The organism is Parabacteroides merdae ATCC 43184 (assembly GCF_025151215.1).
Classification (GTDB): domain Bacteria; phylum Bacteroidota; class Bacteroidia; order Bacteroidales; family Tannerellaceae; genus Parabacteroides; species Parabacteroides merdae.
This window is the reverse complement of sequence record NZ_CP102286.1, coordinates 3,755,720-3,779,427: the sequence shown is the minus strand read 5'-3', so window position 1 is coordinate 3,779,427 and position 23,708 is coordinate 3,755,720. Positions and strand designations below refer to the sequence as shown.

Genomic DNA, 23,708 nt, shown 5'->3' with positions numbered 1-23,708 from the left:
ATCCGTTCAATTTTTAGAATGTTATATTAGCACCAATTGTAAGTGTCCGATAAGCAGGCTTGCTTCCATAACGGCTACTACCAGGACCGGCAGCAATCGTACCACCTGTTTCAGGATCCAGACCAGACCAGCCGGTAATTGTGAATAAGTCCGTACCACTCAGATAAAGACGCAAATTCTGAATATTGGCTTTCTTTACCCACGGCTGATCGAAAGTATAGGAAAGACTCAAATCTTTCAGTTTCAGATACTGACGTTGTGACCAAAAATAATAGGAATAAGTATTTACATAGCCCAAGCGCGGATGCTCGTTTGTTGGATTATTTTCGCTCCATGGAGCAACTTTCAACTGAGCACCTGATGTCGTTGCCGTATTATGGTAATTACCAAACGGATCACTACCGATAAAATGAGAACTGTTACCTGCATCCCAACGGAAGTTAAAATACAAAGAGAAGTTCTTCCAACTTAACGTATTGCTAAAATTGATCGTGAACAATGGGTCCATATCTCCAATACAGTGACGGTCATCCGTACTGATCTTACCATCACCGTTATAATCCAGGAACTTGATGTCACCAGGTACAGCATCCGGCTGAATCTTATTACCATTCGCGTCTACATAGCTATCAATCTCAGCCTGAGATTGGAAGATACCTAACATTTTCAAATCCCATGCAGCATTGATCGACTCGCCTATAACCAACGCACGAGCAGTTTCGTAACCATTTGTTGTCGCATTACCCGTATCGTTCGCTTCCTTGCCATTAGCATCCTTGCCAAAAAGGTGAACAATCTTGTTCTTGTTACGATAAAAAGTCAATCCGCTTTCCCAACGGAAATTATCTTTACCGTCTCCATTTATATTAACCGTATTCAAAGATAGTTCGACACCGCGGTTCATCACCTCACCCGCATTAAACTTTGCTTCCGAGAAACCAGTCATATAAGGCAATGAACGGTTCAACAACATATCATTTGTCTTTGATTTATAAACATCGATAGAACCAGAAATGCGTCCGTCCAAGAATCCGAAATCAAGACCGAAGTTTCCTGTTTTAGTTGTCGCCCAAGTCAATTCCTCATTTGCCAACGAATTCTGATAGATATACAAAGAAGATGCATCATACCAAGTATAACCGGAAGCGACTGTAGCCAATGTAGCATAGGCTTCGATACTCTGATTACCGGTCAAACCATAGGATCCTCTCAGCTTTAAGAAACTCAATCCCGGAATTACATTCTGCATAAAATCTTCCTGGGACAATGTCCAAGCTGCAGACACACCTGGGAAGTTAGCCCATTTACTACCTTTTGCAAATCCAGAGAAACCATCACGACGGAAGTTCGCCGTCAGATAATACTTGTTTGCATAGTTATAATTGACACGAGCCATATAACCGACATTCTGCCATTCCTTCAATGTCTTGTTAATCTGCTGAGTCGTTGCCAAATTTTGTCCGTACGAGCCTAATACAGTCGGCAGTTTGAAACCACTATAAGCAGTCTTCAACTGATTCTGATGAGTGGCGTCACGCGTATAACCGAGCATTGCATCCAAATGATTCTTTCCGAAATCTTTCGTATAAGTGAACACATTGTCCATTGTCCACGCATAAGTCTGGTTAATCTCCGATTTACCATTTGCCTCCGCCGTATACTTATACGGATCAGCCAATTCCTCAACTTTTCTCGTATCCAAGAAATACTGGGGATTTACAAACATATCAACATTGTTCGTATTTTTTACAGCATTCATGGTAAACTTATAGCTCAGACCTTTTACAAACGGGAAATCGATCTGTACAAATCCTGTTCCATTTAGGTTATCATATTTCTTCTCACGATCTGTCCACAAATAGGAAGTAGTTTCGGAAGAACTCCAAAACGGGCTGGCGACATTTCCATTTGCATATCTTTCATACCAATCAGTATAGCCATCATAACGTACATACTTATGGCTATAGGGCGACAGCCATGTTGCAGACTGAATATTTGCGATCTGACCAGGATTAGAGGCATTATAATAAGATGCGCGCATACCGACCGTCAACCAGTCTGTAACTTTTGCGTCCATTTTAGCCATAAAAGTCAGCTTTTTATAGTCATCGCCAACAATCAGACCATCCTGTTTCATATAACCGGCCGACAAATAATAATTCACTTTATCGGAAGCATTTCCTGAAATACTCAGATTATAATTCTGAATCTGCGCATTTTGAGAGACCTCATCAATCCAATCAACCCAACCACCAGCATTGTAAACTTCCAGTTCCTCAGCATTCAATAGCTGTGCGGGGTCCAAACCTACGCTCGGATCAATCGAACCGGCAGCAATCATCGCTTCACGACGACGATTCAAAAATTCATTTTGATCCGTTACCATCTGAGGCTTTCTTGTCCAACTCTGAATTCCGTAATAAGCATCCAAATTAACCGTAGGTTTGGAAGAACGACCACGCTTTGTTGTAATAATAATTACACCATTTGCAGAGCGTGAACCGTAGATGGCAGCAGAACTGGCATCTTTCAGAACATCAATGGATTCAACATCCGTCATGGCAATTTCGTTGATACTACCATTAAAGATAGAACCATCGACAACCAACAACGGCTTGTTCAAGCTTGCCTCCGAAGGACCTGTAATAATAGAATTCATACCACGAATCGTCATTGAAGCCGTATTATCACCACCGGCATCTGTTGTCGGGGAATAATTAAAACCCGGAATCTTGCTTGACAACGCAACTAAAGCATTCACGTTTGCCAACTGCGTCAACGGAGAATCATCCAATTTAACACTAGAAATAGAGCCTGCCAAATCTTTTTTACGGGATGTACCATAACCAACCACCACAACCTCATCCAATGCCATATTATCTTCCTGCAATTTCACAGTTAAATTTTTGGTATTTCCTACTTTTATTTCTTGTGTCTGGAAACCGACATAAGAAAATACCAATACGGCATTACTGCTACCCGGAACATCTGGAATCGTAAACCTTCCATCACCATCGGTTAATGTACCGATAGTTGTTCCCTTTACCATCACATTTACGCCTGGAAGTTCAAGCCCTCCTGCATCAACCACTTTTCCTGAAATAGAAATCTGGGCAAATGCTTGCAATCCTATACATAGGAAACATAGCAAAAATAGAATTCGATTTCTCATAATCTCCAAACTTATTAGGTTAAACGATATTTATTTTCACAAATGTCTGCCTTTATTATCTTTATAATCATGAAAAAATGATATTTTTCCCTTGCTTTTTGACAGATGTAATAAATTTAATATCTTTGTAAACAGAGATAAATGTAATCTCTCAAGCGAGAAACATTTTATTCTGAAATACTCAAAATAATCACCAAATGGATTTTGATCGCAGTAAACATAATGTCATAAAGTACTTACCGACAAACAATGATGAGAACATCTGGGGAATGTCTATTAGCGGCATAGGATTTCAGTCTATTGATCCAAAAGGCAGTTATCCCCTTAAAGGTCACCCAATCGGATATACATTTAATCCCGACCGGGGCAGAATTATTGACGAGTTCGCCCTGGTATATATTGTAAAAGGAGAAGGAACTTTTGCTTCCATCAACTGCTTTGAAAAGAAAATATCAAAAGGAGACGCATTCTTTATTTTCCCCGGACAATGGCATAGCTACCAACCTATCGCCAATATAGGTTGGGATGAATATTACGTAACCTTTCAAGGTGATTATTTTGAAAAATTATTAAACGGAATTATTAATCGCGCAAATCCCATATTTCATATCGGCATGAATGACCAAATCGTCAAGCATTTCGGGGAAATGCTTGACTGTGCCAGGGCACAGAAATCCGGGTTCCAAGCTGTTTTGGCGGGAATTACGATGCATACGATCGGCTTGATCTATTCGATCAACAAAAATCAGGATTATGGATCGGTTTCTATGCAGAAGATACAGGAAGCATGCGTATTGATGCGGGAAAACATTTACGACAAGTTTACACCGGAAGATATCGCCGAATCCATCAACATGAGCTATTCCAATTTCAGGAAATCATTCAAGCAATACACTGGGATCGCTCCCCATCAATACATGCTGCAACTGAAGCTCAGCAAGATCAAAGATTTACTGAGCAGTACGGAAATGTCGATCCAAGACATCGCAATGAAGCTCAATTTTGAATCGGCCGACTATTTTTCTTACTTTTTCAGGAGCAAAACAGGCATAAACCCACTCTCCTACCGAAAAGAAATCGAAAAGCAGCGGGAAAAAGCCAAGAAGAACTCACACTAAAAGAAGCCCTCAATCAGAAACCCCGTCCAAACTTATGCCATAGCTGTCCTTCCATTTCCTCCCAACAACGCAAAGTCGAATAGATAAAATCGAAGGAATAACGGGTAAGATAAGCTTGGGCTTCATCTTTCTTGCCTTCCCGAATAAGGGCCGATACCTTGTTTTCTATCAGAGGCATTTCGTCGGCAGCCTTCTGCTCGAAAGAGAGGACGGCAGGCTCGATTAATTTACGACCATGCCCCCAACTCACTTGCGCCAAACGGTTTGTACGTCGATAGGTCCAAAGGGCGGCATCAGGACGATATCGTTTATGCCCGCATACCTTAAAGCTTTCAGGGACATCCGTCATTCCGGCAAATAACGGGACACGGGGACTTTCACCCGGATTATCTTCCGACCACCAACAAACGCCTCCAACCTCGTCCGGTAACCAATCTCGGCACTGGATCACAAACGAATAAGCACACCAGACAACCGATATCGTCCGCTGTTTCTCTATCTTCTTTTCACCACGCCCGGCATTCAGGAATTCAAACATATCATTCGTCATCCAGTTTTGTGCCAACGGGCTTTTATATATCGTATCGCGCTCGGTTCCATCTTTATCCTTGATTTTCTTCGTAACCATCATGTCTTTTGTCATATCCCATTCTGTTCCCTCATATGTTTCACGCAGCAGACGGTTCATATCCGCCAAAGAAACATTCTGTTCGGGCTTGACAGACAAAGGTAACTCCTCCATGTCCATCGTCAGGTTCAAAGAAGGAGCCAGCGTTTTCAAAACAAAAAAATCCCGGATGGTAAAAGGCTTCTTCCCCGTTTCATGGATTACTTTCCAGAACTTGAAAGGCTCTTTCCCGTCCCAATACCCTAACTTCCGTGCTTTCTCCTTCAGTCCTTCACTATACATATAATTATCCTTGTCCCCGAAATCGACATCGGAAATACGAGGTGTATTAGCCGAAACCGTCACATGGTCGTCCGGTATGCGCCGGGCAACCCATAAAGCCCCCATATCTTCCGAACCTGCACCCGTAATCTCGAAAAACCAGAGTTCCCTCTTATCGGCAACCGTCAGGCATTCCCCTCCATCACGATAGCCATATTGTTCTGCCAAACGTCCCATCAGCAAGACCGCCTCGCGTGCCGTACTGCAACGTTGCAAAGCAATCCCCTGCAAATCCTCAATATGGAACAAGCCTTTGGGATTACGCAGCTCCTTACGTCCCACGATAGTCGTTTCTCCCATCGCCAGCTGTTTCTCGTTCATACAAGGATAACCGGTATTCAGATAAGCAAATGTATAAGGAACCTGTGGGATAGAACCTTTCAGTTTCACACCCAAACGGTCGTTTTTGCTTTCCGTATGACGGAGATCCCAATAAAGATCGAGTTTTGCGGTGTCCGGCCAGTTTTGGGCAGGCACAACCTCCATCCAAGTACGAGAAGTCCCGTCACACGTCTGCGATGTCATGACCGAACCATCAGTCGTCGCCAATTTGCCAGCAGCAATACTCGTACAGCTTTCGTTCGGATTCGTTAATTCTACTACGCGCTCCTGAGCAAAGAGAGACACCACAGCACAACAAAGGCATATGAACGCTGTATATACTTTTTTCTTCATTTTCCTTTAAAGTTTTTTACTTAATAGGACAAAAATAATCAGTATACGCAAATGCCTCCCCTTATTTTTTGATATTATTCATTATTAATTTGACAATCAACAACCGTACCACGTTTGAATACGATTTACAAACTGCCCTCCCGATATAAATAGGATTAGTAGTGCATGTATTTGGAATTAAAACAAAAAAAGCCGATAACGCAAGTCCAAGTATGATTTGCATTATCGGCGCGATTATGTTGTGATAGCTTTTATCTTCCCTGGCGCTTACGTTCAAGTTCGTCAAGGATGATTTTGCGCATACGCATGCTGTTCGGGGTGATTTCTACATATTCATCGCCTTTGATATATTCCAAAGCATCTTCCAGGCTGAACACCGTAGGAGGAGCCAAAGACACTTTATCATCCGAACCGGAAGCACGCATATTCGTCAGCTTCTTCGACTTCGTCACGTTAACCACCAAGTCATTGTCTTTCGTATGCTCGCCAACAACCTGTCCGGCATACACCTCATCGCCTGGAGCAATAAAGAAACGTCCACGGGATTGCAAGTTATTCAAAGCATAAGCATAGGCAGTACCTGTTTCCATCGCGATGATAGAACCATTCGTACGGCGTTCGATCTCTCCCTTCCACGGCTGGTATTCGAGGAAACGGTGCGCCATGATCGCTTCACCAGCTGACGCAGTCAAAACAGCATTATTCAAACCGATAATACCACGGGAAGGAATCGTGAATTCCAGATGCATACGGTCGTTCTTGCTTTCCATCATCGTCATTTCACCCTTGCGCTTGGTTACCATATCGATGATACGGCTGGAACATTCTTCCGGCAGATTGACCGTCAACTGTTCGACCGGTTCGCATTTCTCACCGTCGATTTCCTTGATAATGACCTGCGGCTGACCAACCTGCAACTCGTAACCTTCACGACGCATGGTTTCGATCAGGACAGACAAGTGGAGAACACCGCGTCCATACACCAACCAAGAATCGGCAGAATCTGTCGGAACCACTCGCAAGGCAAGGTTCTTGTCCAGTTCTTTCATCAAACGATCATATATATGGCGAGATGTCACGAACTTGCCATCTTTCCCGAAAAACGGAGAGTTATTGATCGTAAACAACATAGACATCGTCGGTTCGTCGATAGCAATCGTCGGCAGCGGTTCCGGATCATTGGCATCGGCAATCGTTTCACCGATTTCAAAACCTTCCACACCGATAATCGCACAGATATCACCGGACTGGACAGCATCTACTTTCGTACGCCCCAGCCCTTCGAACACGTCGATTTCCTTGATCTTCGATTTCACCATCGATCCGTCACGCTTGCAAAGCATGATCTCCTGTCCTTCGCGCAGTTCGCCACGATGCACGCGCCCCACAGCGATACGGCCTACATACTTGGAATAGTCCAACGAAGTAATCAACATCTGGGAAGAGCCTTCCAATACCTGGGGTTCCGGAATATACTGGATGATAGCATCCAGCAAAGCGGTAATATCTTCCTTCGGCTCTTTCCAATCTTCCGACATCCAACCCTGCTTGGCAGAACCGTAGATCGTCGGGAAGTCGAGCTGTTCCTCCGTTGCATCAAGACTGAACATCAGGTCGAACACCATTTCCTGCACCTCTTCCGGACGACAATTCGGCTTGTCTACCTTATTAATGACCACAATCGGTTTCAAGCCTAACTGGATAGCCTTCTGAAGCACGAAACGAGTCTGCGGCATCGGGCCTTCGAAAGCATCGACCAGCAACAAGCAACCGTCAGCCATGTTCAATACGCGTTCCACTTCACCTCCGAAGTCGGCGTGTCCCGGAGTATCGATAATGTTGATTTTATAACCTTTATAATTAATAGATACATTTTTGGCAAGGATCGTAATCCCTCGTTCGCGTTCCAGGTCATTATTGTCCAGGAACTGATCCGGCTCTGCCTGTCCTTCACGGAAAAGCTTACCGGCTAATAACATCTTATCCACGAGCGTTGTCTTACCGTGGTCTACGTGCGCGATAATCGCGATGTTTCTAATCTTTTGCATTGAAAACTAATTTATTGGCCGCAAAATTACAATAAATTTGCGAGAAGTATATGACATTGACACTTCAAAATAAAAAAAGATACATAAAAAGATTTGTCAATCAAAAATGAATCCCTACCTTTGTCCCCGCTTAGATAACATAGTATTAATTTATTAAAGTACACAAGAATCATGTTTTTAGATTCAGCAAAGAAAAAAGAGATTTTCGAAAAGTATGGCAAGTCTGCAACCAACACAGGTTCTGCAGAAAGCCAGATCGCACTGTTCACAGTTCGTATCGCACATTTGACTGAACACTTGAAGGCTAATCACAAAGACCATAGCTCCGAAAGAGCTCTGAAAATGTTGGTAGGTAAGCGTCGTCGTTTACTGGATTACCTGATCAAGGTTGATATCGAAAGATATCGTGCTATCATCAAAGAGCTTGGTATCAGAAAGTAAGAAACAATTTCTTCGCAAGAAGTTCAAAAGGATGGTCTCCACGGGGGTCATCCTTTTTTCTTTTACCTAATACCTTTGTTTAATGAAAATTTAATGTAATTTTGCGCCGTTCTGTTACAAATTAAAAGATTCAATAAACAATAAACATATAATGCTCATGGGAAACAACAAAATCATAGGAGCTAAAATCAAAAGTATCCGTGAATCCAAACAACTTTCCACCCAGGAAGTATCCGAACGCTCAGGTCTGAGTATCGAACAAATAGAACGTATCGAGGGCAATATAGACTTTCCGTCTCTCGCCCCGCTAATCAAGATAGCCCGCGTATTAGGCGTACGCCTGGGCACATTCCTGGACGATCAGTCCGAACTGGGCCCCGTCATTTGCCGCAAGAAAGATAGCAACGACACAAACAGCATCGGTTTCAGCAACAACGACAGCAAGGCACGCAAACACATGGAATACCATTCGCTGTCACAAGACAAGTCGGGCCGCCATATGGAACCGTTCCTGATCGATGTCGCTCCAAGCGAAGAAGGGGTGGATTTCGTCCTCTCCACACACGAAGGGGAAGAATTCATCTATGTACTGGAAGGTATCCTCGAAATCAACTATGGCAAGAATACCTATATCCTGGAAGAAGGCGACAGCATCTACTACGATTCTATCGTCGCCCACCATGTACATGCCGCTGCCGACAATACGGCGAAAATCCTCGGAGTCATCTACACCCCCTATTAATCTGCAGCTTCTATGGACATTCAATTACAAGATAAGACGCTCGGCCAGTGGATGGAACATTGGGCCGAGACGACACCCGACAAGGAATATCTGGTATATTCCGACCGCGACCTCCGTTTCACCTGGAAGGAATTCAACGAACGTGTAGACCGGATGGCGAAAGGCATGCTTTCGATCGGGATCAAACATGGCACGCATGTCGGCATCTGGGCGACCAATGTCCCCGACTGGCTTACATTCCTGTATGCTGCCGCCAAGATCGGAGCAGTGGCCGTTACCGTCAATACCAACTACAAGCAGAGCGAACTGGAATTCCTGGTCGAAAACGCGGATATCCATACATTATGCATTACCGACGGCGTGTTCGACGGAAGTTATGTCGACATGGTATATACCATGTTGCCCGAACTGAAGGAATCACAACGTGGCTACCTGAAAAGCAAACGTTTCCCGGTTCTGAAGAATGTAGTTTACATCGGGCAGGAGAAATACAGAGGAATGTACAACACTCCCGAACTGCTGCTTTTAGGCGAAAACGTCAGTGACGAGACACTGTTGGAAGCCAAAAAGCTGGTGACCCCGCACGACGTCGTGAACATGCAATATACATCCGGCACGACCGGCTTTCCCAAAGGGGTCATGCTGACGCACTATAACATTGCCAACAACGGATTGTTGACAGGAGAACACATGAAATTCACGGCAGACGACAAACTATGCTGCTGCGTACCTCTGTTCCACTGCTTCGGTGTCGTGCTCGCCTCCATGAACGTCTTGACGCATGGATGCACACAAGTCATGGTCGAAAAATTCGATCCGCTGGTCGTACTCGCCTCCATCCACAAGGAACGGTGCACGGCCCTTTATGGCGTTCCGACCATGTTCATCGCCGAGCTCAATCACCCGATGTTCAGCATGTTCGACCTGACCTCCCTCCGCACCGGCATCATGGCAGGCTCCCTTTGCCCTGTGGAACTGATGAAACAGGTGGAAGAAAAAATGTTCATGCGTGTGACCAGCGTATACGGGTTGACGGAAGCATCGCCCGGCATGACACATTCGCGCATCGACGATCCGGCGGAAGTCCGCTACAATACGGTAGGCCGTGATTACGAATTCACCGAAGTCCGCGTGATCGATCCGGAAACGGGCGAAGAATGTCCGGTAGGCGTACAAGGTGAAATGTGCAACCGAGGTTACAACACCATGAAAGGCTATTACAACAACCCGGCAGCCACGGCCGAGGTCATCGACAAAGACGGCTTCCTGCACAGTGGCGACCTGGGCGTGAAAGACGAACATGGCAACTACCGCATCACCGGACGCATCAAGGACATGATTATCCGGGGAGGAGAAAACATCTACCCCCGTGAGCTGGAGGAATTCCTCTATCACCTGAAAGGCGTGAAAGATGTGCAGGTCGCTGCCGTTCCCTCCAAGAAATACGGGGAGGAAGTGGGAGCCTTTATCATCCTGCACGAAGGCGTCACCATGACGGAAGATATCGTCAAGGACTTCTGTCGCGGAAAGATCGCCCGGCATAAGATTCCGAAATACATATTCTTTGTCGACACCTACCCCATGACCGGTAGCGGAAAGATCCAGAAGTTCAAACTGAAGGATTTAGGATTGAAGTTATTGGCCGACCAGGGAATCACTCCGGTATGATTTTTTTTACTACCTTTGCAGCATTAACATTTTAGTATCAATTTATGTCACAATTATTTCCAACTAATCTGCCTTATAAAGTGGCAGATATGAGTTTGGCTGAATTCGGTCGTAAAGAAATCGAGATCGCCGAACACGAAATGCCGGGACTTATGGCACTTCGCAAGAAGTACGCCGATCAGAAACCTCTGAAAGGAGCTCGTATCACCGGCTCACTGCACATGACGATTCAGACCGCAGTGTTAATCGAAACATTAGTTGCGTTGGGAGCAGATGTTCGCTGGGCAAGCTGCAACATCTTCTCTACACAGGACCACGCTGCCGCAGCCATCGCTGCCGATGGTGTTCCCGTTTTCGCCTGGAAGGGTGAAACACTGGAAGAATACTGGTGGTGTACCGACATGGCACTCCGTTTCCCCGACGGCAAAGGTCCGCACATGATTGTGGATGACGGTGGCGACGCATCCCTGCTGGTTCATATGGGTTACCGGGCAGAGAACGATGCCGAAACGATCAACCGCAAAGGTGGCAATCACGAAGAACAGGTCATCCTGGATACCTTAAACCGTATCCTGGCTGAAGACAATACCCGTTGGCACCGCACGATCGCCGAAATGAAAGGTGTCTCCGAAGAAACGACTACCGGCGTACACCGCCTGTACCAAATGATGGAAAAAGGTGAACTGCTGGTTCCGGCCATCAATGTCAACGACTCCGTTACGAAATCGAAATTCGACAACCTGTACGGTTGCCGCGAATCACTGGCCGACGGCATCAAGCGCGCTACCGACGTGATGATCGCCGGCAAAGTCGTGGTAGTAGCCGGATATGGCGACGTAGGGAAAGGCTGTGCCCACTCCATGCGCTCTTACGGAGCCCGTGTCCTGATCACGGAGATCGATCCGATTTGCGCCCTGCAAGCCGCCATGGAAGGCTTCGAAGTGACGACAATGGAAGAAGCCGTCAAGGAAGGCAACGTTTTCGTTACGACCACCGGTAACTGCGACATCATCACCATCGAACATATGGCCCAGATGAAAGACCAGGCCATCGTTTGCAACATCGGCCATTTCGACAACGAAATCCAGGTCGACAAGCTGGTGAACTATCCGAACATCCAGCACACCAACATCAAACCGCAGGTTGACAAGTACACATTCCCGACAGGCAACTCTATCTTCCTGTTGGCAGAAGGCCGCTTGGTGAACTTGGGTTGCGCGACAGGCCATCCTTCTTTCGTAATGAGCAACTCCTTCACAAATCAAGTCTTGGCCCAGATGGATTTGTGGACAATGCCTTACGAAATAGGTGTCTACCGCCTGCCGAAACGTTTGGACGAAGAAGTTGCCCGCCTCCACCTGGAGCGCATCGGCGTCAAACTGTCCAAACTGACTCAGAAGCAAGCCGATTACATCGGCGTACCGGTCGAAGGACCTTATAAGGCCGAACATTACAGATATTAATATATCTGAGGGTGTGCTCAAAAGTATGAAGGCTTTCGGCACACCCTCTTTTTTATTTTGTAGATATGCAAAAAAGACACGCTGACAGACAACTATATTTCAACGAACAAAGTATTACGACACAAAAATATGTAATACCTTTCATTGAAAAGCATAAACCGATTACGGCAGATTCCCACATTCTCGAAATCGGTTGCGGGGAAGGAGGAAACATAAAGCCCTTTCTGGATCTCGGTTGCCAAGTGACCGGCATAGACATCAACGGAGGCCAGATTGCAATCGCAAAAGAAATCTACAGCGTACATCCCAACAACAGAAACTTGACATTGATCTGCGAGGATATCTACAAAGTAACCGAACTGCACAACAAGTTCGACATTATCATCATCCGGGATGTGATAGAACACATCCCCAACCAAGAATTATTCTTGCCTTTTATAAAGAGGTTCTTAAGTCCTCACGGTATTATTTTCGTAGCCTTTCCACCCTGGCAAAATCCATTCGGAGGTCACCAGCAGATTTGCAACAACAAGCTCCTAAGCCATTTGCCCTGGTTCCATCTATTGCCCCGTCCCGTATATAAAAAAGTGCTGGAATGGGGGAATGTCAATCCCGGAGGACTTTTGGAAATCAAAGATACCGGCATTTCATTGGAACGTTTTCTCTCGATCGTGCACAAAGAAAAATACCGGATAGTCGAAGAAGTCCTCTATTTCATCAACCCTAATTACGAAACAAAATTCAATCTCCGTCCCCGCAGACTATGGAGATTCCTGAATATCCCGTATATCCGTAACTTCTATACAACCTGCGGATATTACATCTTAAAGAATTCATAAATATGGCAACATCCCATTTATCCCTTATCATCCCTGTCTACAACCGTCCCAACGAGGTAGAGGAGTTATTGGACAGCCTTACACGGCAGAGTGAAACAAACTTCGAAGTCGTCATCGTCGAAGACGGCTCGAAGGAGACTTGCCAGCATGTAGTCGAAGCTTTCAAAGATAAGTTGGATGTTTCCTATTCCTATATTCCTAATGGCGGTCCGGGCAATGCCCGTAACTACGGGGCGAAGCAGAGCAAAGGCGATTACCTGATCGTTCTCGATTCAGATTGCATCCTGCCTCCCGACTACATCAAATCGGTAAACAAGGAACTGAAGGAAACCGGGGCGGACGCTTTCGGAGGGCCGGACAAGGCCTCTGACAGCTTTACGGACGTGCAGAAAGCCATCAACTACTCCATGACCTCCTTCTTTACGACAGGCGGCATTCGTGGCGGCAAAAAGAAGATGGATAAGTTCTACCCCCGCAGCTTCAACATGGGAATCCGGAAAAGCACCTACGAAGCGTTAGACGGCTTCTCCCCCATGCGCTTCGGGGAAGATATCGATTTCAGTATCCGCCTATTCAAGAACGGCTACAAAGTATGCCTGTTTCCCTCGGCCTGGGTATATCACAAGAGACGTACGGATTGGCACAAGTTCTTCCGCCAGGTTTATAATTCCGGCATCGCCCGTATCAATTTGTACAAGAAATATCCGGACTCGCTTAAACTGGTACATCTATTGCCGGCGGCCTTTACATTAGGAGTACTCTTTTTCCTGGTCGGAAGCCTCTTCTGCACTTGGAGTTTATTGCCGCTCGGACTTTTCTGTTTGCTTATCTTTGCGGATTCTTCGATTCAGAATAAAAGCATCAAAATCGGCTTCCTGTCGATTATCGCCTCCTTTATCCAACTGTCAGGATACGGTTGTGGATTTTTAGATGCTGCCTGGAACAGGCTGGTTTTGAAAAAGGAAGAGTTTTCGGCATTCCAAAAGACGTTCTACAAATAAAAAGACTCCCAAAAGTCATTGTCAAGACAACCGTCTTCATCCCATACGAACATTGACTTCATCGGGATAAAGACGGTCGTCTTTATTACCACGACGACCGTCAAAAGTGATGCTTTTGAACAATATCAATTTTTACTCTTTTTCCAATATTTCCATCCCGACCAACCGATCGCAGCGATCAGCAATAACAAGATCAGGAACGAACTGTAGGAAGAAACGTATGCAGCCGTCACATAACCGGACGGACGGAACTCGAATACGATCGTATGTTCGCCTGCCGGAACACGCATGCCACGCAATATCCAGTCCGCACGGAAATGAGGCACTTCCTTGCCATCGACCGTAGCCTTCCAACCCGGCTGGTAATATACTTCGGAGAAGACTGCCAATTGTTCCTTATCCGCTTTACTCTTATAGGTCAGACGGTTCGGACGGTATTCTTCCAACACGATCGTTGCGGTTGAATCTTTCTGCGGCACAAATCCTTCCAAATCTTCTTGGAAACGCTTATCAACCACAGCGGTTCTCAGCGGATCGATCGTATTCAAGGCTTCTATCTCGGCATCCGCATTGTCCACCATATCCAGCTTGTCTACAAACCAGGCATTCCCGAATGCATACGGATTTTTCAACGGTTGCTGTTCGGGGTTATAGATGACATAGCGGGTATTCAGCATATTCAAGGTAGGACAGGCTGCCAACGCAGACATCACGTCTTCAGCCGTCTGTGCCTTCTGCAAAGCACTGATAATCCCACGCAACTCACCGTCCAGCCGATGGTCGATCAGTTCCTGGTAACGGCGCAGCTTGACGGCATGATACCCTCCGATAGAATGATGGAAATAGGAAGTATTCGTTTCCTGCCACGGGTTATTGATGTTCAACACACGGAAAGTCGAACCCGTATCCTGCAAAATCGCCTTGTCGGCAACCGTTTCCTTGTACATCTCCGCCGGCTGCTGCCTGACGAAATTACTGTCATTCAGATAACGACGATCCACCGTCCAAAGATCAATCAAAATAAGGACTGCCACCCCTGCACTTACGAAAGTCGCCGCAGTCTTCTTGTTCTTCGCCTTCCAGAACCAGACAAGCAACCCGGCTCCCAACAGGATGAAGATCAAAGACCGCAACGCATCGGCCGAAGCCAGCGAAGCACGGTCCATCAACAAGGCCGTGTAATACCACTCCGGAACCTGGCTCTGGAACTGCGCATCGTATGCAGACCGGAAATCCAACAACAAGGAAGGCATCAGCCAAAGGATCACACAAAGTCCTCCAGTCAGCCCCAAAGCCCAAAGGAATCCTTTTTTCAAACGAGCCTCCTCCACTTTTTCGGCCAAGATTTCCCGCAACCCCCAAATAGCGACGATCGGAAATACCAATCCCGGTATCACCAACGCCATCTCGACCGTACGGAACTTATTGTACAAAGGCAGATAATGGAACATCAGGTCGTTGAAAGAATCGAAATTACGTCCCAACGCAAGGAATGTCAGGAACACCGATCCAGCCAGCAGCCACCATTTCATCGGGTTCCGGATTACGAACATCCCCAAGACGAACAGGAAGCAGACCAACGCCCCGAAATAGACCGGCCCGGAAGTGAATATCTTATCTCCCCAATAGGTATAGGTCTGTACTTCTTTCCCCACCTGGGCCCCGTTTTTCTTCAACTCCTTGTATAGCTCGGAAGAGCTGTCCAACGTTCCTCCCGAACCACCGCCATATACATTCGGCACAAGAACGGTCATCAACTCTTTCCAGCCGTAACTCCATTGAAAAGCATAATCCTTATCCAAGCCGGTGGAAGCCTTCTCCACTTTGCCCGAAACATCCGGTTTCGGCGTCAGCTCCGAAGCGCCACGGATGGAGTGCTGTCCCAGATCCCAATTGGAATACATCCCCTGCGCGTTAGGCAATACGGCCAATACGACGCAAGCGGCCATAATCAGGGAGGTCTTCAACCATTCGCCATAGGCTTTCTCCTTGATCTTTCTGACTGCATATCCTACATAGATCAGCAGACAAAGCAGGACCAGATAATAGGTGATCTGGATATGCCCGTTCGCCAAGGATAAGGCTACCCCCAGCAGGAACAAGACGGCTCCCCACAGATAGGAGCGCCTGAAAAGCAATGCCATACCGGCCAACGTCACCGGCATATAACCGATCACATAGGCTTTCACGATATGCCCCGCCTCGATAATAATGATATTATAGGATGCGAATGCAAAAGCGAACGCCCCGGCAATCGCGAGCCACCAGTTTACTCCCATGACGCACATCAGCAGGTAGAAACACACCAATCCGACAAATACCATAGCCGCATCACCATATCCCACCTTTTTCAACCAACCATCCACAATCGAATAAGAAGGCATACTCGGTGCGGCCTGCCCATATCCTGTCACATACGGCATCCCTCCGAACATCGCATCCGACCAGACACTGAACTCACCCGGCTGTGCCGTCTCGGCGTATTGATCCATCTGGCTTGATCCCATTCCGGTCGCCTTGATATTATCGCCCTGCATGATTACTTTCCCATCAAACACCGCCGGTGAAAAATAGGTCATCACCAGTCCCAAAAACAAAATCAGGGCAACAACATGTTTCCCCCATTGCTTCAGCAAATCCTTCATATATGTCTCATTAAAATTCATATTCTTTACACCCGCCCCTTCAGGCACTTCGCCGTATAAAAACGGATGGCGAACCAGCCGTGGAGCAAAACCGTAACAAAAGTACCATAATATTTGCACATAATCGCATATCTCTCCCGCAAGGATGCTTTTCTTTGCGTCGTGCTCGTACCGCCGTCCAGGAAGTCGGACAGGGTGAGATGCGTGTTACAGAATGAACGGGCCTGCTTCATGCAACGGATACACCAGTCGAAATCGGCCGAATAGCGATATTGCAAATCATATGACGGGGCAATCGCACGTTTTGGTATGAACGACTGGTGGCAAACCAACATCCCCATCCTGAAGCTCTTCCACGAGAGCTTCCGCGGCGCCCTGAGGCGGCGCAGTCCCAGCGACCGCCTTTCCTCGTCTACGATGTTCGTCTCCCCATAGATGATATCCGGCAAAACCTTCCTCTTCTGCAGCTTGGAAACGATTGACTGGACCGTATCGGACGAACAGAGGGTATCGCCGGCGTTGATGAACCAGACATAATCTCCCGTCGCCTTTTGAAGCCCCTTGTTCATGGCATCGTATATCCCCTTGTCCGGCTCGCTCACCCAATAGGCCAGTCCCGATTCATACCGTCTGATGATATCCACCGTCCCGTCTGTCGAACCGCCGTCTATCACGATATATTCGATGTTCGGATAGGACTGGCTCAACACGTTCAACAACGTCTGCTCCACCAGGCGCACGGCATTATAGGTAATCGTTATGATTGAAAATGTAGGTTGTAACTGCATATAATTATGACTATGTTCCTTTTAACTTAACAATCCGTCTCCCGCGAATGACTCCGGCAAATTCAACGGTGACCGGTTGTTTACACCACCACATTCCTCCCCAGCCGCATCGTCACGCGTGAGAGGCGGGATTTCTGTTTTGCGAGCAAAGATAACAAAGATATTCGGTCTTCACATGAAAGACAGAGAGATAAATCGCTCACGGTCTTTGCGATCTGCCGAAGCAGGCGGTGTTCGTAGGTTTCCAGCAAAGCCAAATGAAGGGAAGTGGTGATCTGACGGCGGAAAGAGACGAAGCCCGATCCATGCAGCAGGCTGTCCGGGTCCTCCCCGTAAGGAAGCTGCATCCGGCTCACTTCGAACAAACAGGCCGGCTCCAACCGCTCCCCTTCCGGGTCTGTCCCGCACGAGAGCATCGCCACGATCTTTTCCATCGACGCCTCTCCCGCCCCGTCGGCATCCAGCAGCAGGACGATCCGCTGCGTATATCCCGCCAGCAACCGGAGATGCCCGGCAGTGAAAGCCACCCCGCAGAGCGCCACCGTATTCGTAAATCCGGCGGCATGCATCGCCAGGGCGTCCTTGTAGCCTTCGGTGACGAAGACGAACCGCCTCTCCCGTATCGCCTCCCCCGCCCGGTCCAGCGCATAAAGCACCCGGCTCTTGCTATAGACCGGACTGGCCGGCGAGTTGACATACTTGGCTCCCTCCTCACCATCCGTCCGCCTGCGGGCCGCAAACGCCACCAGCCCTCCCTTCTCGTCCCGGATCGGGAAGATCAACCGCGACCGCATCTTCCGGTAATCCGCCGGCACTTCCGGAGGAGCGATCCCCACCCCGAAAAGGCGGTACGTCTCCCTCAAAGCCTCGTCTTCCGGCACGTAAGGCTGCAACAGGGAGGCGAACAGACGATTGGCGGCGCCAATCGTCCGAATGGACAATTGAGAATTGACAACAGACAATTGGTCGTCACTGTTTTCATTTGCCGTTTTGTCCGAGGAGCCGGCTGTCCTCTTTCCGGTCGTCCCCTTTCCGTCCGTCCTTTTCTTCTTCCCTGCATAATTGTCTACTGTCCACTCCCTACTGTCAATCGAATACCGTTTCGCCAGCATTCCCATCGCTTCCGTAAACGAACATCCCTCGATCTTCTGCACGAAAGCGAACAAGTCTCCGCCTTCGCCGCAAGCGAAACATTTGAAAAACTGTTTTCCCGGATGGACGTGCAACGAAGGATGCTTGTCTGCATGGAAAGGACACAAGCCGACATATCCCGCACCGCTGCGCTGCAACGGCACATAGGCAGCCACCACTTCCTCGATCGTGGCCACCCGAAGGATTCTCTCTTTCAACGAATCGCCTCTCATAACAACCGGTTTTCATAAGACAGGAACCGTGTCATCGAAACATTGTAGCGGAAACGCGCCCGTCCGGTCGCCCCGTTACGGTTCTTGGCGACCAGAAGATAGCCCACGCCCCGCAGGTCCTCTTTCGTATCCTTGTCGTACAAGATGCCGTATTTCTCGGCCCGGTAGACGAAGATCACCTGATCCGCCACCTGCTCGATCGCGCCGGAGTTACGCAGGTCGCTCAAGATCGGCAGATAAGGAGCCAGGCGCCGGTCGCTGTCGCGGTTCATCTGCGCCAACAGGACGGCAGGCACATCCAGCTCGACCGCCATCAGCTTCACCTTCCGCACCACATCGCCCAGGGCCAGATCGGTCGTCTCGTTGCGGCTGCCCCGTGTGTAAGGGATATGGATCAGGTTCAGATAGTCGATGAAGAAGATGTCCAGCTCCCGGCGAGCCTTGCGCGTCATCAGCACGGCACGGATCTCGTCGATGGCGAGCGAACCGCAATAGACGATCCTCAACGGCAACCCCGCCAGCTCAGCCGCCGCTTTCTCCAACAACGCACGCTCCTCGCGGTTCGTCCCCTTGAAACGGATCTTGCCGGCCTCCACGCCGCTCAGCATCGAAAGGATACGTTCCGTCACCTCCTCCTCGCTCATCTCGATGCTGAAATAAAGCGTATTCCGCCCCGCACGCGCCGCCTGAAGCGCCATGTGCAAAGCTACCGCCGTCTTTCCCATCGAAGGCCGCCCGGAGAGCACCGCCAGTTCGCCCCGGTAAAGGCCGCCCGTCAAGTCGTCCAGTTCGTCGAACCCAGTACGCACCTGTATATGCTCCCCTTTTTCGCGTGCCTCCTGGTTACGGAACGAACGCGCCAGGACTTCGCGTGCCACCTCGGCCGCCATCCGGACATCCACGCCTCCGGAGGCGTGTTCACGCAAGCCGTCCATGTCGTCTGTGACACCGGCGAGGAGCTTCATCACGTCGACATCCGGCTGCTGCGCCTCCAGGCCGCGTTTGTTCAGGCTCGCCACACAGCCGCGCAACATCCATTCGCGCTGTACCAGACGCACATATTCGTGGATGTGGCTGTCGTTGCGCACCGCCTGCAACATGGCGCTTAGGAAAGAGACTCCGTTCAGCTCGCCATAAAGCCGGTGATCGAGCCGGAACATCTCCGCCTCGACCGTCGCCATGTCGATCCGTTCGCCGCGCGAGGCCAGCTCGGCAAAGGCACGGAACACCAGGCGCAGCCCCGGTTCGGTAAACATCTCTTCCGTCACCCGTCCGCCCAATTCGTGGAAAGAGGCGGGACGTCCCAGCAGAGCGGCCACCAAGACCCGCTCCGCCGGATACGATTGTACGGCATTCAACCCCATCAGACAGTCTCCCCGGTGTTATAGACCGTCCCGTTCTGGTACATGTAGAGGGCTGTCGCAAGCGACAAACCGTCGCCGCCGCCCCCCTGCGGAGAGCCGTGGCCGTCGGGCTGGGGAGGCGCGTCATAGAAGGTCAAGGTGAACTTCGTCATCCTGCCCACCGCCGTGACCGTCAACCATCCTGCCTCGACAAGATGTCCGACAGCCGTAACTGCCGCCCTGCGTATCAACCCCGTACGCCGTGCCAGTTCCGAATAAGAGGTGATCCACTCGCCTCGTTCACAAGCATAGTCTTTGAAATGAAAGGAGACTTCTCCTTTTTTGAAATAGGCAAAACCCAATATGCACAGGAGCACCTTTGCCTCTTTTTCACACTTGTCTCCCGGCGTAAAAGCAATCTGCATGGCCTGCCGGGAAACTTTCGTATAGCCGCATCTTGCAAAATCGGCCGAAAACGTCATATCCTTTTTCATAATGAACGGATTTAAAATTAAACATTTTTACCCCAAATAAAAACGGTGCAGTCAATAGCACAATATAAACAATTTATTTTCAGCTACTTGTAGAGGTTTTCCGTCAGTTTCGGTTCAATCCTACATCTTAGAATAAATATATTAATATATATATAAGCTCATTAATTTGCGCCCTTTTCAATCGGCATGGGCAAAGGTACGACAGGAAAGGGGCGTTTTGTAATACCCAAAAATGTCGGATAAAAAAGCCGGCGCGGCGCATTGCAAGCGGGTTTACACGTTATTTCCTATACAAATTCCGAAAAAATTCCTGCAAAACAGGCCTCAATTGGTCATACATCCCACATTTGTCATACCAGATGGTCCGTATGGAAGACTCCGCCAGGCCCAGATCGAACGTCTCCGACATAAAACCGATCAGATACCGGGGCCGTACGTCCCCGAATACCTCCATCAACCACAGCGTCTTAAAAATCCCGATCAGAAATTCCGGCTTCGACACCGGGATGCGGTTCTTATACGCATTCTCTTCTATCCCGAAAATCAGACGATGCAGGTCATCCCCGAATTCCTTGAAGAAATTCTGCGCCACGGCGCACATCCTCTCCTGCTTCCCCTTGGCCTCCTCCGTAAGGAAGAGTGCATAAACGATCATTTCGTACAGCGGATCGGACGCGTCCCGTACCTCTTTTCTGATTTTCTTGTACGAGCGGCAATAGTCACCTTTCCGCTTTTTTTTAACTTGCTCATATGCTTATCTATTTATTGCCTGCAATGCCGGCCGACCTTTATCCTCTCCCTATCGATGGGAAAAAGTACCCTCTTCCGCATCCGGAAGTCCGGTCTTTTGTCTCCCAAGCTCCCTGGTCTTACACGTCAAAGTCCCTTGTTTCGTACACAGAAGTCCCTTGTTTCAAGGCTCACCCAAAAACTGCACGATTGTCTTCACCTGCCGGGGTGTCAACGTCTTCTTCCCTTTCCGCCAACCGTAGCCCTGCAGCTCCGTCTCTAACACCGGGTCTGCCCCCACCCATTTGGACAACCGTTTCCCGGCCGATTCCGGCATCAAATCCGGCCCGTAAAGGACCGCCAATTCCTGCCACCCGTAACTTCTGATTTCGAATTCGTTTACGATCATAATTCCCATCGTTTCATTGTCCTATAAAGATACGGAATAAAAATCAATATTCAATAGATAATCACATTTATATCCTACTTCTTTCTACCTGTTTCCGCACCGATCTTCGCCGATGTTCCCCAATCTGTATTTCTGCCTGTACCGGGACCTTACCTTTGTCTTGTTATCGATAATGAAAAAAAGATTCCGTAAAAGTATTCATTTAAAAACTAATCACGCTTATGTCATTAAACTATCGCTTGGTAAGAAGACCGGATATGCGCAAAGACGCAGCCGAGGGGTCGAAGCTGTACTATGCACAGGTCCGTTCCTTGAAGAAATTGAAATTCGAAAAGTTCTGTAACATGGTGGCAGTGCGCAGCTCCGCCTTCGTGGGAGATGTGAAACTGGTCATCGACGGCATCCTGTCCGTCATGGAGGAACGGTTGGAAGAAGGGGATGTGATCCAGCTGGGCCGCCTGGGTAACTTCCGGATGGTCGCAGGCAGCAAAGGGGTGGAGAACGAAGCAGACTTCAACACGTCTTTCTTCAATAAGGCGCGTATCGTCTTCTCGCCGGGGACCATGCTGACGCAGGTGAAAAAGAATGTCACATTCGAACATCTCGACCTGGTCCCGGCCGGTGACAAACCGTCTTCCGGAGGCGGGGAGGAGAAACCGGGTGAACTGTAGGCCGGAAGCTAAATTCAAACAGACTAAGAAACTGTTTTGATTTTTCCGCCTGATGATTTGAGAAGTCTTTTTGAGGCAGATCCGTCACTCTGACGAGGAGGATAAGCGAACTATCTGACGAAGACAAGAGGGGGGGGGATATGACCGAAAAGACGCTCAAATCATCAGACGAAAACAACAAGAATATAATTAAAAGGGGCTGTTTGTAAAAAATCAAAACAGTGTCCAAAAACAACAAGAAAATGAAAGCAGAACAGGTTGATTTTATATCGTCATATCTCCCTCTTGCCCGCAAGGCGGGAGAAAGTTTCCGGATCAATCCGATAGTGATCCTGGCACAGGCGGTCATCGAATCGGGTTGGGGACAGAGCGACCTCGCACGCGAGCACCATAACTTTTTCGGTATCACCGCCTACGGCAAGAAAAACGTCTGGTGGAAAGGCGAAGGTATCGAATTGGGCGTCCACTCCCTCCGTTTCCGTGTCTACGACACTCCGCAGGATTCCTTCATGGACTACGCCCGCCTGATCCGCCATGCCTACACCCCGGCGGCCGACGTCAGCAACAACCCGCAGGCTTTCGCCCGTTCCATCTCATACAGCCGTTACATCAGCGAAGTCAACGGCGACAACCGCGAAGCCTACCGCATCTTGCTGATAAAGCTCTGCCGACAGATCGAGAAAATTAAAGATTGAGAATTAAAAATTGAAAAATCCTTCTAATTTATGAAAGTCCTTGAAACAGTACTCAGCTTCTTCCTCACGCTCGCCCAAGTCATCTTTCCCCGCAAGCGTAAACCGTCTCCCAGCGACCGTCCTTGTCCTCCTCCCCAGCCTCTTCCTCCTGTCCCTCCTCTCCCTCTGGAAGGGGGAAACGGAAGTGACCCTGGCCTGCATCGGCGGGATTCTCTCCCTCCTGAAGAACAACCAACCCCCTCCCCACATTCCCAAGAATCCCGACGCCCCTCCCCCTCTTCCCCCGACCACCAGCCACCCTCAGCCGACTGGCTGGGAATCTCAGGCTACACACTGATCGCCTGCGGGGGAGTGGGATGCGTCTGCAGGTGGCTGATGGGGTGAGATAAAACAATCAAGAGCCGTGTCCTGAAGGCCACGGCTCTTGATTGTTTTCGTTGATTTCTTATGTGTT

At 48.5% G+C, this 23,708-nt stretch carries 19 protein-coding genes; 9 read left to right on the top strand and 10 right to left on the bottom strand.

Annotated elements, in window-relative coordinates; genetic code table 11:
- Nucleotides 1-13: 13 nt before the first annotated feature.
- Entirely contained in the window at nt 14-3,172 is a 3,159-nt protein-coding gene (locus NQ542_RS15450) for a SusC/RagA family TonB-linked outer membrane protein (RefSeq protein ID WP_005635561.1), read from the bottom strand.
- Nucleotides 3,173-3,369: 197 nt separating this feature from the next.
- Between NQ542_RS15450 and NQ542_RS15445 the strand changes: the two genes are divergently transcribed.
- Nucleotides 3,370-4,290 carry an AraC family transcriptional regulator gene (locus NQ542_RS15445; RefSeq protein ID WP_005635559.1) on the top strand — a complete coding sequence of 307 codons (921 nt, stop codon included), beginning with the start codon at nt 3,370-3,372 and terminating at the stop codon, nt 4,288-4,290.
- Nucleotides 4,291-4,303: 13 nt separating this feature from the next.
- Here the strand turns inward: NQ542_RS15445 and NQ542_RS15440 are convergent, their stop codons facing one another.
- Nucleotides 4,304-5,914, bottom strand: coding sequence for a dipeptidase (locus NQ542_RS15440; protein ID WP_005635557.1), 1,611 nt, complete (start codon nt 5,912-5,914; stop codon nt 4,304-4,306).
- Nucleotides 5,915-6,165: 251 nt separating this feature from the next.
- The gene (typA, locus tag NQ542_RS15435; RefSeq protein ID WP_005635555.1) at nt 6,166-7,962 is read right to left on the bottom strand and encodes a translational GTPase TypA; all 1,797 of its coding nucleotides are present in this window, start codon (nt 7,960-7,962) and stop codon (nt 6,166-6,168) included.
- A 171-nt stretch (nt 7,963-8,133) separates the two neighbouring features.
- Between typA and rpsO the strand changes: the two genes are divergently transcribed.
- The 6 genes from rpsO (at nt 8,134) to NQ542_RS15405 (ending at nt 14,116) form a co-directional block, all read left to right on the top strand.
- Nucleotides 8,134-8,403: a 30S ribosomal protein S15 gene (rpsO, locus tag NQ542_RS15430; protein WP_005635554.1), complete on the top strand. Its 270-nt coding sequence runs from the start codon at nt 8,134-8,136 to the stop codon at nt 8,401-8,403.
- Nucleotides 8,404-8,560: 157 nt separating this feature from the next.
- Nucleotides 8,561-9,145 (top strand): helix-turn-helix domain-containing protein, encoded by a 585-nt coding sequence (locus NQ542_RS15425; RefSeq protein WP_005651432.1) that lies wholly within the window; start codon nt 8,561-8,563, stop codon nt 9,143-9,145.
- A 12-nt stretch (nt 9,146-9,157) separates the two neighbouring features.
- Nucleotides 9,158-10,813 (top strand): AMP-binding protein, encoded by a 1,656-nt coding sequence (locus tag NQ542_RS15420; RefSeq protein WP_005635548.1) that lies wholly within the window; start codon nt 9,158-9,160, stop codon nt 10,811-10,813.
- Between the two features lie 44 nt (nt 10,814-10,857).
- On the top strand, nt 10,858-12,276 hold the full coding sequence (ahcY, locus tag NQ542_RS15415; protein WP_005635546.1) for an adenosylhomocysteinase: 1,419 nt from the start codon (nt 10,858-10,860) through the stop codon (nt 12,274-12,276).
- A 65-nt stretch (nt 12,277-12,341) separates the two neighbouring features.
- Nucleotides 12,342-13,115 (top strand): class I SAM-dependent methyltransferase, encoded by a 774-nt coding sequence (locus tag NQ542_RS15410; protein WP_005635544.1) that lies wholly within the window; start codon nt 12,342-12,344, stop codon nt 13,113-13,115.
- Nucleotides 13,116-13,117: 2 nt separating this feature from the next.
- Entirely contained in the window at nt 13,118-14,116 is a 999-nt protein-coding gene (locus tag NQ542_RS15405) for a glycosyltransferase family 2 protein (RefSeq protein ID WP_005635541.1), read from the top strand.
- Nucleotides 14,117-14,241: 125 nt separating this feature from the next.
- On the opposite strand, the gene NQ542_RS15400 is transcribed toward NQ542_RS15405, so the two are convergent.
- From NQ542_RS15400 to NQ542_RS15370, 7 genes are all read right to left on the bottom strand, one after another.
- Entirely contained in the window at nt 14,242-16,761 is a 2,520-nt protein-coding gene (locus NQ542_RS15400) for a YfhO family protein (protein ID WP_039849802.1), read from the bottom strand.
- A 26-nt stretch (nt 16,762-16,787) separates the two neighbouring features.
- Nucleotides 16,788-17,549 carry a glycosyltransferase family 2 protein gene (locus tag NQ542_RS15395; RefSeq protein WP_005635535.1) on the bottom strand — a complete coding sequence of 254 codons (762 nt, stop codon included), beginning with the start codon at nt 17,547-17,549 and terminating at the stop codon, nt 16,788-16,790.
- Between the two features lie 80 nt (nt 17,550-17,629).
- On the bottom strand, nt 17,630-18,913 hold the full coding sequence (locus NQ542_RS15390; protein ID WP_005635533.1) for a DNA primase: 1,284 nt from the start codon (nt 18,911-18,913) through the stop codon (nt 17,630-17,632).
- A complete protein-coding gene (locus tag NQ542_RS15385; protein ID WP_005635529.1) occupies nt 18,910-20,277 on the bottom strand; it encodes a replicative DNA helicase in 1,368 nt (455 codons plus the stop codon). The genes NQ542_RS15390 and NQ542_RS15385 overlap by 4 nt, the downstream gene beginning before the upstream one ends.
- Nucleotides 20,277-20,750, bottom strand: a complete 474-nt coding sequence (locus NQ542_RS15380; RefSeq protein WP_005635526.1) for a hypothetical protein — start codon at nt 20,748-20,750, stop codon at nt 20,277-20,279. Before NQ542_RS15380 ends, NQ542_RS15385 begins: the two co-directional genes overlap by 1 nt.
- Before the next feature lie 280 nt (nt 20,751-21,030).
- Complete coding sequence (locus NQ542_RS15375) at nt 21,031-21,405, bottom strand: hypothetical protein (protein WP_005635522.1); 375 nt, start codon at nt 21,403-21,405, stop codon at nt 21,031-21,033.
- 258 nt (nt 21,406-21,663) lie between these two features.
- A complete protein-coding gene (locus tag NQ542_RS15370; RefSeq protein WP_005645553.1) occupies nt 21,664-21,888 on the bottom strand; it encodes a DUF4248 domain-containing protein in 225 nt (74 codons plus the stop codon).
- A 221-nt stretch (nt 21,889-22,109) separates the two neighbouring features.
- On the opposite strand from NQ542_RS15370, the gene NQ542_RS15365 reads away from it, so the two are divergent.
- Entirely contained in the window at nt 22,110-22,559 is a 450-nt protein-coding gene (locus tag NQ542_RS15365; RefSeq protein ID WP_005645551.1) for an HU family DNA-binding protein, read from the top strand.
- Nucleotides 22,560-22,801: 242 nt separating this feature from the next.
- Nucleotides 22,802-23,254, top strand: coding sequence for a glycoside hydrolase family 73 protein (locus NQ542_RS15360; protein WP_005635516.1), 453 nt, complete (start codon nt 22,802-22,804; stop codon nt 23,252-23,254).
- Nucleotides 23,255-23,708: the final 454 nt, after the last annotated feature.

Excerpts from the sequence above, each read along its gene's own strand:
- NQ542_RS15450 (WP_005635561.1), bottom strand. The coding sequence starts at position 3,172 with ATGAGAAATCGAATTCTATTTTTGCTATGTTTCCTATGTATAGGATTG.
- NQ542_RS15445 (WP_005635559.1), top strand. The coding sequence starts at position 3,370 with ATGGATTTTGATCGCAGTAAACATAATGTCATAAAGTACTTACCGACA.
- NQ542_RS15440 (WP_005635557.1), bottom strand. The coding sequence starts at position 5,914 with ATGAAGAAAAAAGTATATACAGCGTTCATATGCCTTTGTTGTGCTGTG.
- typA (WP_005635555.1), bottom strand. The coding sequence starts at position 7,962 with ATGCAAAAGATTAGAAACATCGCGATTATCGCGCACGTAGACCACGGT.
- rpsO (WP_005635554.1), top strand. The coding sequence starts at position 8,134 with ATGTTTTTAGATTCAGCAAAGAAAAAAGAGATTTTCGAAAAGTATGGC.
- NQ542_RS15425 (WP_005651432.1), top strand. The coding sequence starts at position 8,561 with ATGGGAAACAACAAAATCATAGGAGCTAAAATCAAAAGTATCCGTGAA.
- NQ542_RS15420 (WP_005635548.1), top strand. The coding sequence starts at position 9,158 with ATGGACATTCAATTACAAGATAAGACGCTCGGCCAGTGGATGGAACAT.
- ahcY (WP_005635546.1), top strand. The coding sequence starts at position 10,858 with ATGTCACAATTATTTCCAACTAATCTGCCTTATAAAGTGGCAGATATG.
- NQ542_RS15410 (WP_005635544.1), top strand. The coding sequence starts at position 12,342 with ATGCAAAAAAGACACGCTGACAGACAACTATATTTCAACGAACAAAGT.
- NQ542_RS15405 (WP_005635541.1), top strand. The coding sequence starts at position 13,118 with ATGGCAACATCCCATTTATCCCTTATCATCCCTGTCTACAACCGTCCC.
- NQ542_RS15400 (WP_039849802.1), bottom strand. The coding sequence starts at position 16,761 with ATGAAGGATTTGCTGAAGCAATGGGGGAAACATGTTGTTGCCCTGATT.
- NQ542_RS15395 (WP_005635535.1), bottom strand. The coding sequence starts at position 17,549 with ATGCAGTTACAACCTACATTTTCAATCATAACGATTACCTATAATGCC.
- NQ542_RS15390 (WP_005635533.1), bottom strand. The coding sequence starts at position 18,913 with ATGAGAGGCGATTCGTTGAAAGAGAGAATCCTTCGGGTGGCCACGATC.
- NQ542_RS15385 (WP_005635529.1), bottom strand. The coding sequence starts at position 20,277 with ATGGGGTTGAATGCCGTACAATCGTATCCGGCGGAGCGGGTCTTGGTG.
- NQ542_RS15380 (WP_005635526.1), bottom strand. The coding sequence starts at position 20,750 with ATGAAAAAGGATATGACGTTTTCGGCCGATTTTGCAAGATGCGGCTAT.
- NQ542_RS15375 (WP_005635522.1), bottom strand. The coding sequence starts at position 21,405 with ATGATCGTTTATGCACTCTTCCTTACGGAGGAGGCCAAGGGGAAGCAG.
- NQ542_RS15370 (WP_005645553.1), bottom strand. The coding sequence starts at position 21,888 with ATGATCGTAAACGAATTCGAAATCAGAAGTTACGGGTGGCAGGAATTG.
- NQ542_RS15365 (WP_005645551.1), top strand. The coding sequence starts at position 22,110 with ATGTCATTAAACTATCGCTTGGTAAGAAGACCGGATATGCGCAAAGAC.
- NQ542_RS15360 (WP_005635516.1), top strand. The coding sequence starts at position 22,802 with ATGAAAGCAGAACAGGTTGATTTTATATCGTCATATCTCCCTCTTGCC.